A 14150-nucleotide genomic window follows, 5' to 3' on the forward strand; every position below is an offset into this window, starting at 1 on the left:
GCGTTTATCTAGTTCAATCCAAATGGTTTCTGTTGAATCCCGGAAATGCAGGTCTGCGAGCCCGGGTTCAATTTGGCGCTAGATGATGAAATTGGGGACATGATCATGACGGTAAATAGAAAATTCATCCGGGATGGTGGCAGATCGCTTCGAGTGCAGCCGAAGGCCACGTGCTTGGCCATACTTGCCTTCTGCCTCACTCAACACGCTCTTGCTCAGCAGTCGGCAAGTGCACCCGCAAGTACGGAGTTGGACCGCGTGACGGTTACGGCGAACAAGCGACCGGAACCGCAGCGTACCGTGGCGGGAACGGTTTCCGCCCTAGATGGCGGTGACCTGGAGAATCGGGGCGCCAAGGATCAGGAGGACGTTTTCAAGCTGACCCCCGGGGTGCAGTTTGTCAAAGGTGAACCGAACCAAGCCTACGTATCGATTCGCGGTCTGGGAACGGCCAGTTGCGCCATTTGTGGCGGAATTGGACAGGGACCCACAGGGTTCTACCTTGAGGATGTTCCGCTCACAGACCCTTTCGGAACCGTTTCCGTGGTCGACCTTGCTCCGTTTGATCTCTCCCGAGTCGAGATACTTCGAGGCCCGCAGGGTGCTCTTTACGGATCGTCGTCATTGGGCGGTGCGGTGCGCTATCTCGTCGCAAAGCCCAGTACAAACGGCACTGAAGCATCTGTGCTGGTGAACGGCAACAAGGTGTCTGATGGGGCTGCTGGCTACTCGGCATATGCGATGGCGAACAGCAAGCTGGCCGACAATGCCGCCATCAGGTTCGTCGCATTCGATCGTAAAGATGGCGGATACGTTGACAACCTGGGCACAGGCAAGGCCGATGCGAATGATGTGCGTCAACAGGGCGGCCGAGTGATCCTGGGGTGGAAGCCGATTCCGGACCTGTCAGTGACGGGCATGTGGCTGACGCAGACGACGCGCACCGGAGACACATCAGCTATTTCGCCGGACCCGACCAAACTCGAGAACAACACTCCAACTGCCTCGCGAACCAAGAGTCAGTTCGACTTCGGAGACATCCAACTAGATTACGACGTCGGGCCGGTTAAGCTGACCTCGATCACCGGCTACTGGAAGAAGGGGTACGACGCAAGCTTCGACTCGACCCGGATCTACAAGAACATCGGCGCAGCATTTGGACTTCCACCGCTTCCCGTTGTGGTTGCTCCTTCCAGCATAAAGTCAGATGCAACGTCCGAGGAACTGCGTGTCAGTTCGAACCGGCCAGGCCCTCTTACTTACGTCGCCGGTGTGTTCTATCAGCGTACGAACTACAACGCCAGCGGATCCATCGACGCGCCTGGCGGAGCTGCAGCGTGGGGGCCTCTTGGTCCTGTTTTGCTTCCGAACGACAGCCTCGGGGTAACTGGAAACGTCTCCCATACCACTGAAAGCGCACTTTTTGCTGATGGCGAATACGCCTTCGGCAATGGATGGAGCGCCGGCCTCGGTGGGCGATGGTATCGGACCAAACTTGACTTCGATCAGCATCTAACCCTGCTTGGTGTCCCCCAAGCCATTGCCGGTAGTACGAGCGAAGACGGTTTTACACCCAAGGCGACGGTCAAGTACGTTTTTGGCGATCACATGTGGTATGCGCTGTACAGCCAAGGATACCGTTTTGGTGGTGTAAACCCGGTAGGTGACCTCAAGCCCTTCAAGTCAGACAAGCTCAAGAACTATGAGACCGGCTTGCGCTTGGCTGCGACGAAGAACTTGCAGCTGGACTTCACTGCGTTTTACATGGACTGGAGCAACGCGCAGGTCAACTCTTTCGACACCAGCGGTGCTATTCCGGTGTCGATCGTGACCAACGTCGGGAAGGCTACGAACAAGGGCTTGGAAGTCGCGGCATCCTACCGCCCCTTGAAGTCGCTGTTCTTTACCGCTGCGCTTGCGTATACAGATGCGCGGACGGCCGCAGACTTTCCGAGCGGCACAATCTTCGGAGCGACCATCCCCACGGGTTCGAGACTGCCGAACACGCCTCACTTCCAATCGGTTCTTACCGCCGACTATTCGTTCGACGGCCCGATGGAGTCACGCGCAACAGTCTTTGGCACGCACTCCTACGTTGGGGAGCGCGTTATGGACATCGATGGAATTCGCACCGCGCCCGGATACGGGACGTTTGACGCCGGCATCCGATTCGTGCGGAACAACTGGACACTTGGGTTCAGTATCGCTAACCTCCTCAACGAGAAAGGCATCGTGGGCCTCTTCGGGGGCGTCCCCGGCGTGCCTTACACGGACTACTACCTGCAGCGGCCGCGGACGTTCACGGCGTCCTTACGTTGGGACATGTAAGCGACCCGCGATTTACCTCAGCAAGGGCCCTACAGAGTGGGGCCCTTTTTCGTGGGTTGCTCCGCCGTCGCCAAGCTCGCGAATGGCAACACTGATTCGCCGGACGTCCACCGACATCATGCGCGGATACGTTTCGCTCATTGCGGCTGCTAGCCGCTTCTTGTCGCTGGCTGAATAGTTACGCGTGACGTCCAGCTGAAGATAAGGCATGGATTCCTCTCTGCCGATATTCAGATCGGGCCCTTGACTTTAGCTGTCCGCGAGCGGCGTGGCCGCTTTCGACCCAAAGTAGACGTCGTCCTCCCGGCCGCAAGCTCTCCAATGCAAGCGATGTCGCTGCGCATCGCGCGGGCTCGCGCCTGCCGCGACCCGGAGTCGCTAAGCGGCTCGCCACTCTGACGCAGCGTGATCGCTAGCGGCCAGAACACCAATCAGGGTCGATGCCTTGTCGACCAGCACGCGCAGCACCTCTTCGGTCTCCGCGTGGATGCAGTCGACTGATACCTGCAGCTTCATGACGTGTTGCGCCGCGTAGGCATAGTCCACGCGAAGCACGTCCAGGCCACGAGCCGCATAGAGGGAGAGGATGCGGCACAGCAGGCCTGCATCGCGATCAAGGAGATAGACCTGCGCCAGGCTGGTCGCAGTTCGGGGCGAGTCAAGGGAGTGCATCGATTCGGTCCTGAGTCATTCGACGACAACCGGCCAAACTGGGCTGGCCGTGGGAAAGCGCGTGGATCGAAGAGCGAGCGAAGCGAGCGTCGGAACCGACCCGGCTGACCGGGACGACGCGCTCGTTCCCGGTCAGCGAGGAATTCGAATGATGGCCGGGACCGACATGCGGAAGGGCATGCGTGCAAGTCTAGCACCAGGCGGACCACCGGTCGTGCACGCTGGAGTGGATGTCCGCTCCTGGCCGAAAGCAGCCCAAACTCGACCGTCGACGTCTGGAGCGGTGATCGCTTCGCAAAGTGATCCTGATCGGCGGTGCGTAGTTGTGATTCCACATTGCAGAGTGTCCCGTGCCACGAACGGGTCGTCTACCGCGAGTCGTTCATCATGGTGGGCTGCTCCGCTGCCTCTCACACTTCGGCGCGACCCGAGCGCGGAAGAACGCCACCACGGCCACAGCGAATCGAGCAGACGCACTTGAACGTGGTGTTCAGGGCCTTGGCCTGCGGCTGCGGCAGACTCTAGTTGCTCAGGTGAAAAGTGGGCCAGCGGTTCCCACGCTTCCAACCCGTGGCAATTTCTGCGGATGGGAGCTTCCTCCTTTCAGAGAGAATCAGGATGAACATATCCCGAATCTTCACCGTCGCGTGTTGTCGGGGTCGCAGTCGTCATGGGTGGTCTGCTTCCGATCCTGGTCGGGAGCGGCACCGAGATTCCCGTGGTAAACCCATCAGCGGGGATAAGAATTGGCGCTCACTAAGATGCCTGAGGCCGGATTTTGTGAACGACTACATCTTCCGCGAATCGGACTCGGGCGAAATCTCTAAAGCTGGATCCCTCACCTCGGATATGAAGATCGAAGAACGCGCCAACCAATTCGCATTGAATATCGAGCACGCGCGTTCCGGCTGGAAAACAAACGAAGGTCGGAATGGGGCCCAACACGAGGGGGAAATCGGTGAAGTCTCCGTGGCCAGCACCGCGGATCGTGACGTGCTGGACTAGCTGATTTTGCGTCCCATCCGGGTGCGTGTAGAGCGCGTGCAACATGCTGAGCCCGGCTTCATGCGCAGGTGGCGGCTCCTGTCCAAATAAGGCCGCGATCGCGGGATTCGCGATGTCCTCGGCGATGCAAAGACTTGGGATCCCGATCTCTCTACCAAGCGGCTCTGCCGTAAAAAGGCCTCCGTCGAGGTTGACGAACGCTTTGGCCCTTACGTCCTTCATCGCTGCGAGTGCAGCGACGTGCGCCCCGTAGGACATCCCAAAGTAACCCACTTCAGACAGCACTGCACCACTAATGTGATCGATGGCGCCGTCAATGATTCGATCCGCCACGAGCAACAAGTCGTCCGCCCAGGTGTTTGCAAGTCCGCCAAGCCAAGTGTCCCTCAGCGGGCGGATCATTCCCCTTAGTGCTTCAATGCGAGTTTGCATGCTATCCGAGCGCATCCAGTCGACGTACTGCCCCAAGATGGCTTGCAGCTTTGCAAGATCACTCAAATGGGCTGCGTCGGTTTTCAGCAACGTACCCGTCGCGGAGACATAAGACCCTGCCTCGTGCGGATGAGCGACACTCGCCACAACGTAGCCTTGGCTCGCGAGATGCTCCATCAAGACGGTGCTCTGCTCCCGATAGGATCCTCCACCGTGACAAAAGACCAAGATCGGAAATTTGCCGGGGGCCACGGGCGCGTCGATGTACGCGGCGGTCAAGAGTGCTCCAACCTGCTGCCGCTTCTCGGCGGAAACCTTCAAGACCTCGAAGAATTCGTTGATCGGCGCTTCTTCCGGCTTCAGGTATGACTTCCGTTTGCGATTTTCAACCGAAGTTGCGGGATACCAGCACGTGACGGTAAGGGTCCGCCCAATCTTGGGCGGCGTGGCATACATTGTCGCCCTTGAATCGTCGTGCAGGTCAAACTCAATGGCGCCCACGGGGAAGGGGCCGGAAGGATTCGGCCAAGCAGCGAGGGTCATTTCAGTCCTGAGAGGTGTGGATAGGGGAGCCGAGATTGTTGGCACGGGGGACTCACGACACCAACCAGCTGACTTTGGCCGATTGGATGGCGTTTTTAGGAGTGACGATTCAATTGCATGGGCCTAAGTTTTCGTCCTCGGACGCAAAAAACAGGCGCATCGATGGACGTATCCTGTGACCATGAAAAAAACGTCCCCCCTCTCTAGACTTTGTGACGCTTACTGGCAGCTCGTTCGTGAAGAGCAGCCTTTGCTGGCTCTGATGGCAGGCCAGCCCCTGGGGCTCGAACTGATGCGCGAAGCTCCCGAAGATCACACGCGGCGCGCACAGCGTGCGAGTGAGATTCTTTCGCAAGCTCGCGAAATCGATCCAGCTGTGCTGGACGCGAAGGAACGCGTCACACTTTCTCTGCTCAGGTGGGAGTTGGAGCTGATTCAAGAAGCCTTCTTGTCGAGGGCCCACAATCGACCGTCGCTATTCCCGCTTGGCCCCGAGTTTTTGCTATCGTATGCTAGCAATAGCGTGGCGCTGCTCAACCAGCGGGACGCCGAAGACTGGCTGACGCGCCTATCTTCCATTCCGAAGGGGTTGGACGGAACGATTCGTTCGCTTCAGGCAGGCATCGACGCCGGCATTCGGTATCCCAGATTGCATCTGGAGGGGGCGTCAGGGAACGTGAGGGGCATCCTTAAAGCGCCAGCGAAGGCCAGCCCTCTTCACGGCCCTTTTTTGCGTGCCGCAGGGCGCTCAGCCGATATCGATCAGCTTGCGGAGCGTGGTCTGGAAATTCTGGCTGATGCAGTCATTCCGGCACTCACCCGATACGCGGATTTCATCGATGGGCCGTTGTCGAGTGTGGCGCGAGACTCGATTTCGTGCTGTGACGACATTGATGGGCGGATGCACTACGAATACCTCGTTCGTCGATACACGACCATCTCCGAAACACCAGAAGCCCTACATGTTCTCGGACTTGCGGAAGTCGAACGTCTCGAACAGGAGTCAAAGATCGTTGCGGCCGCTGCAGGGTTTGGGGATGATGTCGCTGGATTCCGTCGAGCGCTGAATGAAGATCCCGACCAGTACGCTCAGACTGCCGAAGCGCTTCGACAAGAAATCGAAGTCCTCTCAAAGCGCATCGAACCGATTCTCCCGGGACTCTTCGGAAACCTGCCGCGGATCACCTACGGGGTGCAAAGCATCCCTGTGGCTATCTCCGAGCGCATGCCGCCGGCTTATGCGCAGCCATCGCCCGCAGATCGGACTTCGGCTGGAATTCACTGGATCACGTCGCATCCTGCGAAACTGCCGCGCTACATGCACTTGCCGCTTGCACTGCATGAGGCATGGCCTGGCCATTTGATGCACCTCGCGCTTATGCAGGAGCAGGAGCATCTTCCTGATTTCCGTCGACACGGCGCATTGGGGTACTCCGCGTGCCTGGAGGGGTGGGCACTCTATTGCGAGGGGCTGGGCGAGGACATGGCTCTTTACGACACGCCGCAGAAGCGCTATGGCCGCCTCGAGATGGAGATGTGGCGCGCGGTCCGCCTGGTCGTCGATACGGGCCTGCACGTTAAGGGCTGGTCGCGTGAAGAGGCGATCGAGTATGCCGTTGCCCGTATGGCGCTCCCTCGCGCGACATTGGAGGCTGAGATTGATCGCTACATCAGCATGCCGGGCCAAGCACTCGCGTATCAGCTGGGGAACCGCAAGTTCCGCGAGCTCCGCAAGCGGGCTACGGAGAAGTTGGGTTCGAAGCTGCGACTTCGGGATTTCCACGATGCATTGATGGCCGCGGGACCCGTGACTCTGCCCGTCCTTGAATCGGTAATCAATGACTGGATCGACGCTCAGGCAGCATAGATGGGGCGTCAACTGGGCAAGCGCCTCGATGTTGCTTGCCCGGTACTTGGCTGATTTGTTCTGAATGGTTGCAGATGACTCGAAGAATTCGGACGAATAGCGGTGACGTAGGCCTAGTTCATCTGAATGAAGACCTGAGTCTTCTGCGCTAGCCAGAGCTGAGCCGCAGCCATGGATCCGGTGCTTTTTTTCCCCATTGCCGTACTGATCGCACTAACGCCAGGGCCAAACAATTTCTGTGCCTTGAACAACGGCATCCGCCAAGGAGTGATTGCCGCGCTGGTCGGGACGGTGGGACGCGTCATTGCTTTCGCCATATTGCTGACCATCTCCGCCATCGGACTAGCGACCACGCTGCTCGCTTCTGAGTCAGCGTTTAACGTACTGAAGTGGGTTGGGGCCGGCTATCTGGTTTGGCTCGGTGTGCGCTGCTTGCGCAGCAAGGAGCGCATTGGGTTTGTTGACCGCCAAGGCACTGGCACCTGTGACGATCGATCGATGCAAAAACTGATGCTGCAGGAGTTCTTGCTAGGCATCAGCAATCCCAAGGCTATTTTGCTTTTTGCCTCGCTCTTCCCGCAGTTCATCAACCCCTCAATGCCTGGCGCGAGCCAGTTCCTCGCTCTGGGTGCCACCTACTTGCTTGCCGAATTCGTTTCTTCATTGACGTACGCACTTGGCGGACGCCAGTTGCGGCGATTCATTGCGAGCCGCAGAGGTGGAGCGCGTTTGAACATGGTGACCGCAGGAGTCTTCATTGGTGCAGGTGTTTTACTGCTCGCATCACGTCGGTAACAGAAAAGTTCGCTGGGCCACGGCGGATGAGTGGCAGGCAGATTCGCAGCTCGCAGCTCGCAGCTGCAAGGAAAGGAACATGCCGATCTATGTTCCCGACCTTTACTGAGCCCAGTTCCGATACTGTGGCGCCGGAGATGCCCACATCTCGATGAGGACTACGCCGGCTTGATTCAAACGTGCAAGGCTCGGCCCAAGGCCCGCAGCGCAGCCTCCTGCACCGCCTCGCCCAGCGTCGGATGCGCGTGAATCGTCCCGCCGACATCTTCCAATCGCGCCCCCATCTCGATCGACTGCGAGAATGCCGCCGCCAGTTCGGACACCGCACGCCCGACGGCCTGCCAGCCGACGATGAGGTGGTTGTCGCGGCGGGCCACGACGCGCACGAAGCCCTCGGTGGACTCCAGCGTCATGGATCGGCCGTTGGCGCTGAAAGGGAAGGCGGCCTGGATGCAGTCCAGCCCGGCTTCCTCGGCCTGGGCGGGCGACAGCCCGGCAACCACCACCTCGGGGTCGGTGAAGCAGATGGCCGGGATCGCGGCGGGCGCGAAGCGGCGCCGGTGGCCGGCGATGATCTCGGCAACCATCTCGCCCTGCGCCATGCCGCGGTGCGCGAGCATGGGCTCGCCGCTGACATCGCCGATGGCCCAGACGTCGCGCATCGATGTGCGGCACTGGTCGTCGACCTTGATCGCACGGCCCGCTATGTCCAGGTGCAGGCTCTCCAGGCCGAAGCCTTCAGTGCGCGGCCGGCGGCCGGCGGCCACCAGCACCTGGTCGCAGGGCAGGGCGAACTCATCGGCGTTGCTGCTGCGCACGCGCAGCGCCTTGCCGCCCTCGTCCAGGCCCTCGACGCTGCAGCGCAGGTGCAGCACCACGCCCAGCTTCTTGAGCGAAGCCAGCACGGGCCGCGTCAGTTCCTCGTCGTAGGTCGGCAGGATGCGATCGGTCATTTCGACCACCGCGACCTCGCATCCGAGCTTGCGGTACGCGATGCCCAGCTCCAGCCCAATGTAGCCGGCGCCCACGACCACCAGGCGCTTGGGCAGCGCGGTCGGCGCGAGCGCTTCGGTCGACGAGATCACCGGCCCGCCGAAGGGCAGGGAAGGCAGTTCGGTCGCGATGGAACCGCTGGCGATCACCAGGTGCTGGCACTGTATGCGCAAGGTCTCCTGCGCGGTGTGCACCTCGACGGTCTTTCCGTCGAGGATGGTTGCCCTGCCTTCGATCACCTGCGCGCCGGCGCGCTTGAGCAGCACGCCGACGCCGCCGGTGAGGCGCTGCACGATGCCCTCCTTCCACTTCACGGTGCGCGCGATGTCGATCGTGGCCGCCGGCACCTGGATGCCCAGTGGCGAGTGGTTGGCCCAGTGGCGGGCCTTCTCGAACTCGTCAGCCGCGTGGATCAGCGCCTTCGACGGGATGCAGCCGATATTCAGGCAGGTGCCGCCGAGCTTTTCGCCTTCGACCACGATGGTCTGTACGCCCAACTGGGCCGCGCGTATGCCGGCCACATAGCCGGCCGGGCCGCCGCCGATCACCAGCAGCGTTGTCGTCAGGGTTCTCATGGCATTACTCCACAAACAGCATCGCTGGGGCTTCGAGCAGCGCGCGGATCGCCTGGACGAATTCCGCAGCGTCCATGCCGTCGACCACGCGGTGGTCGAAGGAGGACGACAGGTTCATCATCTGCCGCGCCACCACCAGGCCGTTGCGGAACATCGGCCGCTCGACGATGCGGTTGACGCCGATGATCGCGACCTCAGGATGGTTGATCACCGGCGTGGTGACGATGCCGCCCAGCGCACCCAGGCTGGTGATGGTGATGGTCGAGCCGCTCAGTTCGTCGCGCGCCGCCTTGCCGGTGCGCGCCGCTTCGGCCAGGCGCGCGATCTCGCGGGCGCTGGCCCACAGGTCCAGGGTCTCGGCATGGCGCATCACCGGCACCATCAGGCCGGAGGGCGTCTGCGCCGCCAGCCCCAGGTGCACCGGGTTGTAGCGCGTGACGACGCCCGCGTCGTCGTCGAAGCGCGCGTTCATCTGCGGGAAGTCACGCACCGCCAGTACCACGGCGCGGGCCAGCAGCGGCAGCACGGTCAGCTTGCCGCGCTCGGCCGCGTACTTGGCATTCAGCCGCGCGCGCAGTGCCTCCAACTCGGTGACATCGATTTCCTCGACATAGCTGAAGTGCGGGATGCGGCGCTTGGCCTCCTGCATCTTCTGCGCGATCTTGCGGCGCAGGCCGATTACCGGCACTTCGGTCTCGCCGCTGCGCTGCGCATAGGCGGTGGCGCCGGCGCGCGCCGCGATGGGCTGTCCGCGCGAAGCCAGGTAGATGTCGAGGTCTTCATGGGTGATCTTGCCCGCGGGGCCGCTGCCGTGCACGAACTGGAGTTCGATGCCGAGTTCCCAGGCGCGTTGGCGCACGGCGGGCGAGGCGATGGGCTTCTCGCCGGGGGCACGCTGGGCGACCGGAGCCTGGACGGGCGGACGCTGGATGGGCTCGGTCGAACCTCTCACCCCTGCACTCTCCCCTGCGGGGGGAGAGGGAGCTTTTTGTTCCATGACCGGTTCGGGTTTGTCTTCCTCTCCCGCACGCGGGAGGGGGCTGGGGTGAGGGCTACGGGCAGTTGCCGTCGCAGGAGCCACGCCCGCCTTCACATTGCCAGCCCCTTCCACCTCCAGCCGGATCAGGTCGGAGCCCACGGCAACCTGCTGCCCCACCTCGCCCACCAGCTCCGTCACCTTGCCAGACACCGGCGAGGGGATTTCGACCGTGGCCTTGTCGGTCATCACGTCGGCCAGCACCTGGTCTTCCTTGACCAAGTCGCCGGGCTTGACGTGCCAGGCCACCAGTTCCACTTCTGCGATGCCTTCGCCGATGTCGGGCGTGCGAATAACGTACGTTCCCATCGCTCAGCCCTCCATCACGCGTTTCATTACCGCACCCACTCGCGCCGGGCCGGGGAAATAGGCCCACTCCTGCGCATGCGGATAGGGCGTGTCCCAACCGGCCACGCGCTCGATCGGCGCCTCCAGGTGGTAGAAGCAGTTCTCCTGCACCAGCGACACGAGTTCGGCGCCGAAGCCGCTGGTGCGCGTGGCTTCGTGCACCACCACGCAGCGGCCGGTCTTCTTGACCGAGTTGACGATGGTGTCCAGGTCGAGCGGCCAGAGCGAGCGCAGGTCGATGATCTCGGCGTCGATGCCAGTTTCGCGCGCGGCGCATTCGCTGACCCAGACCATGGTGCCGTAGGCCAGCACCGTGAGTTCCTTGCCCGGGCGGAACACCGCCGCTGACTCCAGCGGCACCTGGTAGTAGCCCTCGGGCACGTTGCCCATCTCGTGCTTGGACCAGGGCACCACCGGCCGGTCGTGATGGCCGTCGAAGGGGCCGTTGTACAGGCGCTTGGGTTCCAGGAAGATGACCGGGTCGTCGTTCTCGATCGAGGCGATCAGCAGGCCCTTGGCGTCGTAGGGGTTGCTGGGCATCACGGTGCGGATGCCGCACACGTGCGTGAACAGCGCCTCCGGGCTCTGGCTGTGCGTCTGGCCGCCGTAGATGCCGCCGCCGCAGGGCATGCGGATGGTCAGGGGCGCGGTGAAGTCGCCCGCGGAGCGGTAGCGCAGGCGCGCTGCTTCCGACACGATCTGGTCGGAGGCCGGGTAGAAGTAGTCGGCGAACTGGATTTCGACCACGGGCCGCAAGCCGTAGGCGCCCATGCCCACGGCGGCGCCCACGATGCCGCCTTCGGAGATCGGCGCGTCGAAGCAGCGCGACTTGCCGTACTTGGCCTGCAGGCCTTCGGTGACGCGAAACACGCCGCCGAAGTAGCCCACGTCCTGGCCGAACACGACCACGTTGTCGTCGCGCTCCATCATCACGTCCATCGCCGAGCGCAGCGCCTGGATCATGGTCATGGGCACGGTCTTCTCGGCCTGCGCCGCGGTTTCGGGTTTTGTTTTGGTCAGCATGGCTCAGACTCCCAGTTCCTGGCGCTGCCGGCGCAGGTGCTCCGGCATGTCCTTGTAGACGTCTTCGAACATCGCGGCCGGGCTCGGGATGTGGCCGTCCAGCAGCGTGCCGTAGCTCTCGGCCTCCTTCTGGGCCGCGGCCACTTCGGCCTCGAGTTCCTTCTGCGCCTGCTCGTGCTGCGCTTCGGACCACTCGCCGAGCCGGATCAGGTGCTGCTTGAGCCGCGCGATCGGATCGCCCAGCGGGAAGCGCTGCCAGTCGTCGGCGGGGCGGTATTTCGAGGGATCGTCGGAGGTGGAATGCGGGCCGGCGCGGTAGGTGACCCATTCGATCAGCGTGGGCCCCAGGTTGCTGCGCGCGCGCTCGGCGGCCCAACGCGAGGCCGCGTACACCGCGAGGAAGTCGTTGCCGTCCACCCGCAGCGAGGCGATGCCGCAGCCGACGCCGCGCGCGGCGAAGGTGGTTTGCTCGCCGCCGGCGATCGCCTGGAAGGTCGAGATCGCCCACTGGTTGTTCACCACGTTGAGGATCACCGGCGCGCGGTACACGTGCGCGAAGGTGAGCGCCGTGTGGAAGTCGGCCTCGGCGGTGGCGCCGTCGCCAACCCAAGCCGAGGCGATCTTGGCGTCGCCCTTGATCGCCGAAGCCATGCCCCAGCCCACCGCCTGGATGTATTGGGTCGCGAGGTTGCCCGAGATGCTGAAGAAGCCCGCGCGCTTGTACGAGTACATCACCGGCAACTGGCGCCCGCGCATCGGGTCGCGCTCGTTGCTCATGAGCTGGCACATCATTTCCCACATCGGGATGTCGTCGCGCGCCAGCAGCAGGCTCTGCTGGCGATAGGTGGGGAAGCACATGTCGCCCGGCTCCAGCGCGAACGAGTGCGCGCTGCCGATGGCCTCCTCGCCGAGGCTCTGCATGTAGAAGGAAAGCTTCTTCTGCCGCTGCGCGATCAGCATGCGGGCGTCGAAGATGCGCGTCTTCATCATGGCGCGCAGGCCCTTGCGCAGCCGCATGGCGTCCAGGTCGGTCGGCGCCCAGGGGCCGACGGCCTGGCCGTCTTCGTCCAGCACACGGATCAAGCCATAGGCGAGGTCGGTGGTGTCGGCCGCCGAGGTATGGATCTCGGGGCGCCGGACGGCGCCGGCGGGAGAGACGTGGAGATAGGAAAAGTCCGTTGCGCAGCCGGGGCGCCCGCTGGGCTCTGGCACGTGCAAGCGCAAGGCTTGGTCTTGAGTCATCTGATTCTTTCGGCCCGATCGTGTCGAGTCGGTGGTCAATGAATGGCTGCGCGCGGTGGGTAAACCGCAGCTGCCCGGATGTCGCTTTAGTGAAGACAAGCGCGCAGGACACAAGGGCTGTACCGCAGCGCCGTACCGATCAATCGCCTTTGTCACGGCTCTAGAGCGAGTCACATGCCGTTCTGTTATCGCCGCGGTACCTGCCCAATTGGCGCGACCTTGTAAGTGCGCGCATGCCCTCTGATGATCTAAGTCGATTGATCGGCGTGCCCCAGCGTATCGAATGCATTGGCCAATGGCTTAGGCTGTTCGCATAAGTTTTGAGGAAGCAGACAGATGGCCGGGCTCGATGCCCGCAGCCACCTCCGCAGAACGGATGGTGTTTTCGAGAAGCATGGTGACTGTCATGGGGCCAACGCCGCCTGGAACCGGCGTGAGAAACGACGCCTTGTGCCGTACGCCTTCGAAATCGACGTCCCCCGTTATCGATCCATCTGGCAACCTATTGATCCCTACGTCAATCACGACGGCGCCCTGTTTAACCATTTGAGGAACGATCAGCTTTGGACTTCCTGCCGCAACAATCAGGATGTCAGCGAGGATCGTGTACTGGGCTAGGTCACGCGTCTTGGCATGGCACAGGGTTACTGTCGCCTCACGATTGATTAACATAAGTGCCATCGGCTTGCCGACGATGTTGCTTGCACCTACGATCACCACGTTCTTGCCTTCGACATCGATTCCTTCCGCGTCCAGCAACAGCTGTACGCCGTACGGAGTGCACGGCGGAAAGATCGTGCTCCCGACCACGAGGCCGCCGACGTTGTAGAGATGGAAGCCATCCACGTCCTTGCTCACCGCGATCGCCTCAAGCACACGCCGCAAGTTGACCTGCTTCGGGAGTGGCAATTGAACTAGGATGCCGTGGATTGCAGGATCCGCATTCAAGGTTCCAATCTTGTCGACGATCTCAGCTTCCGTACTAGCTGCAGGCAGTCTCAGAACGACAGAGCGGATTCCGACCTCATGACACGCTTTCTCCTTGTTCCGCACGTAGACGGCCGAAGCCGCCTCGTCACCGACGAGAATGACCGCGAGACCTGGACGGGCTCCGATATGCAATAGCCTGTCGACCCGGCGGCGCAGGTCGATACGAATTTGATGGGCCAATTGAAGGCCGTCAATGATCTTTGTTGTCACAGCTTTCAAAGGTACAGGCGCGGCGGCTCGCGCGCTTAGGGTGCCGTTACGCATATTTCGGCGACCTCCACTGGCTGGCTGCCCGGGTTCC

General features: G+C 62.0%; 10 protein-coding genes and 1 pseudogene. 3 read left to right on the forward strand and 8 right to left on the reverse strand.

Annotation, left to right across the window (positions count from 1 at the left end):
- Positions 1–99: 99 nt before the first annotated feature.
- Positions 100–2328, forward strand: coding sequence for a TonB-dependent receptor (locus UC35_RS23080; RefSeq protein ID WP_158513895.1), 2229 nt, complete (start codon positions 100–102; stop codon positions 2326–2328).
- Between the two features lie 60 nt (positions 2329–2388).
- Here the strand turns inward: UC35_RS23080 and UC35_RS24255 are convergent.
- The 3 genes and pseudogenes from UC35_RS24255 to UC35_RS13090 form a co-directional block, all read right to left on the reverse strand.
- Positions 2389–2538: pseudogene (locus tag UC35_RS24255) on the reverse strand (tautomerase family protein); the annotation flags it as partial.
- A 168-nt stretch (positions 2539–2706) separates the two neighbouring features.
- Entirely contained in the window at positions 2707–3000 is a 294-nt protein-coding gene (locus UC35_RS13085; RefSeq protein ID WP_061500376.1) for a hypothetical protein, read from the reverse strand.
- Between the two features lie 756 nt (positions 3001–3756).
- Positions 3757–4980 (reverse strand): alpha/beta hydrolase family protein, encoded by a 1224-nt coding sequence (locus UC35_RS13090; protein WP_061500378.1) that lies wholly within the window; start codon positions 4978–4980, stop codon positions 3757–3759.
- A 181-nt stretch (positions 4981–5161) separates the two neighbouring features.
- Here UC35_RS13090 and UC35_RS23090 point away from each other — a divergent pair, with 181 nt between their 5' ends.
- Together UC35_RS23090 and UC35_RS13100 are read left to right on the forward strand one after the other, a co-directional pair.
- Positions 5162–6847: a DUF885 domain-containing protein gene (locus UC35_RS23090; RefSeq protein ID WP_082793121.1), complete on the forward strand. Its 1686-nt coding sequence runs from the start codon at positions 5162–5164 to the stop codon at positions 6845–6847.
- Between the two features lie 171 nt (positions 6848–7018).
- Positions 7019–7642: a LysE family translocator gene (locus UC35_RS13100; RefSeq protein WP_061500383.1), complete on the forward strand. Its 624-nt coding sequence runs from the start codon at positions 7019–7021 to the stop codon at positions 7640–7642.
- Positions 7643–7815: 173 nt separating this feature from the next.
- On the opposite strand, the gene lpdA is transcribed toward UC35_RS13100, so the two are convergent.
- The 5 genes from lpdA to folD form a co-directional block, all read right to left on the reverse strand.
- Positions 7816–9210, reverse strand: coding sequence for a dihydrolipoyl dehydrogenase (gene lpdA / locus UC35_RS13105; RefSeq protein WP_061500385.1), 1395 nt, complete (start codon positions 9208–9210; stop codon positions 7816–7818).
- Positions 9211–9214: 4 nt separating this feature from the next.
- Entirely contained in the window at positions 9215–10555 is a 1341-nt protein-coding gene (locus UC35_RS13110) for a dihydrolipoamide acetyltransferase family protein (protein WP_061500387.1), read from the reverse strand.
- A gap of 3 nt (positions 10556–10558) precedes the next feature.
- Positions 10559–11617, reverse strand: a complete 1059-nt coding sequence (locus tag UC35_RS13115; protein WP_173861259.1) for an alpha-ketoacid dehydrogenase subunit beta — start codon at positions 11615–11617, stop codon at positions 10559–10561.
- Between the two features lie 3 nt (positions 11618–11620).
- Positions 11621–12859, reverse strand: coding sequence for a 3-methyl-2-oxobutanoate dehydrogenase (2-methylpropanoyl-transferring) subunit alpha (locus tag UC35_RS13120; protein ID WP_061500389.1), 1239 nt, complete (start codon positions 12857–12859; stop codon positions 11621–11623).
- A gap of 300 nt (positions 12860–13159) precedes the next feature.
- Positions 13160–14059 (reverse strand): bifunctional methylenetetrahydrofolate dehydrogenase/methenyltetrahydrofolate cyclohydrolase FolD, encoded by a 900-nt coding sequence (gene folD / locus UC35_RS13125; protein ID WP_061500392.1) that lies wholly within the window; start codon positions 14057–14059, stop codon positions 13160–13162.
- Between the last annotated feature and the right edge of the window lie 91 nt (positions 14060–14150).

The organism is Ramlibacter tataouinensis, from assembly GCF_001580455.1.
In the GTDB taxonomy this organism is placed as follows: domain Bacteria; phylum Pseudomonadota; class Gammaproteobacteria; order Burkholderiales; family Burkholderiaceae_C; genus Ramlibacter; species Ramlibacter tataouinensis_B.

What these genes read in the sequence shown, in the direction of transcription:
- UC35_RS13100 (WP_061500383.1), top strand. Translation starts at nt 7,019, where the DNA reads ATGGATCCGGTGCTTTTTTTCCCCATTGCCGTACTGATCGCACTAACG.
- UC35_RS23080 (WP_158513895.1), top strand. Translation starts at nt 100, where the DNA reads ATGATCATGACGGTAAATAGAAAATTCATCCGGGATGGTGGCAGATCG.
- UC35_RS13115 (WP_173861259.1), bottom strand. Translation starts at nt 11,617, where the DNA reads ATGCTGACCAAAACAAAACCCGAAACCGCGGCGCAGGCCGAGAAGACC.
- UC35_RS13110 (WP_061500387.1), bottom strand. Translation starts at nt 10,555, where the DNA reads ATGGGAACGTACGTTATTCGCACGCCCGACATCGGCGAAGGCATCGCA.
- UC35_RS13090 (WP_061500378.1), bottom strand. Translation starts at nt 4,980, where the DNA reads ATGACCCTCGCTGCTTGGCCGAATCCTTCCGGCCCCTTCCCCGTGGGC.
- UC35_RS13085 (WP_061500376.1), bottom strand. Translation starts at nt 3,000, where the DNA reads ATGCACTCCCTTGACTCGCCCCGAACTGCGACCAGCCTGGCGCAGGTC.
- UC35_RS13120 (WP_061500389.1), bottom strand. Translation starts at nt 12,859, where the DNA reads ATGACTCAAGACCAAGCCTTGCGCTTGCACGTGCCAGAGCCCAGCGGG.
- UC35_RS23090 (WP_082793121.1), top strand. Translation starts at nt 5,162, where the DNA reads ATGAAAAAAACGTCCCCCCTCTCTAGACTTTGTGACGCTTACTGGCAG.
- lpdA (WP_061500385.1), bottom strand. Translation starts at nt 9,210, where the DNA reads ATGAGAACCCTGACGACAACGCTGCTGGTGATCGGCGGCGGCCCGGCC.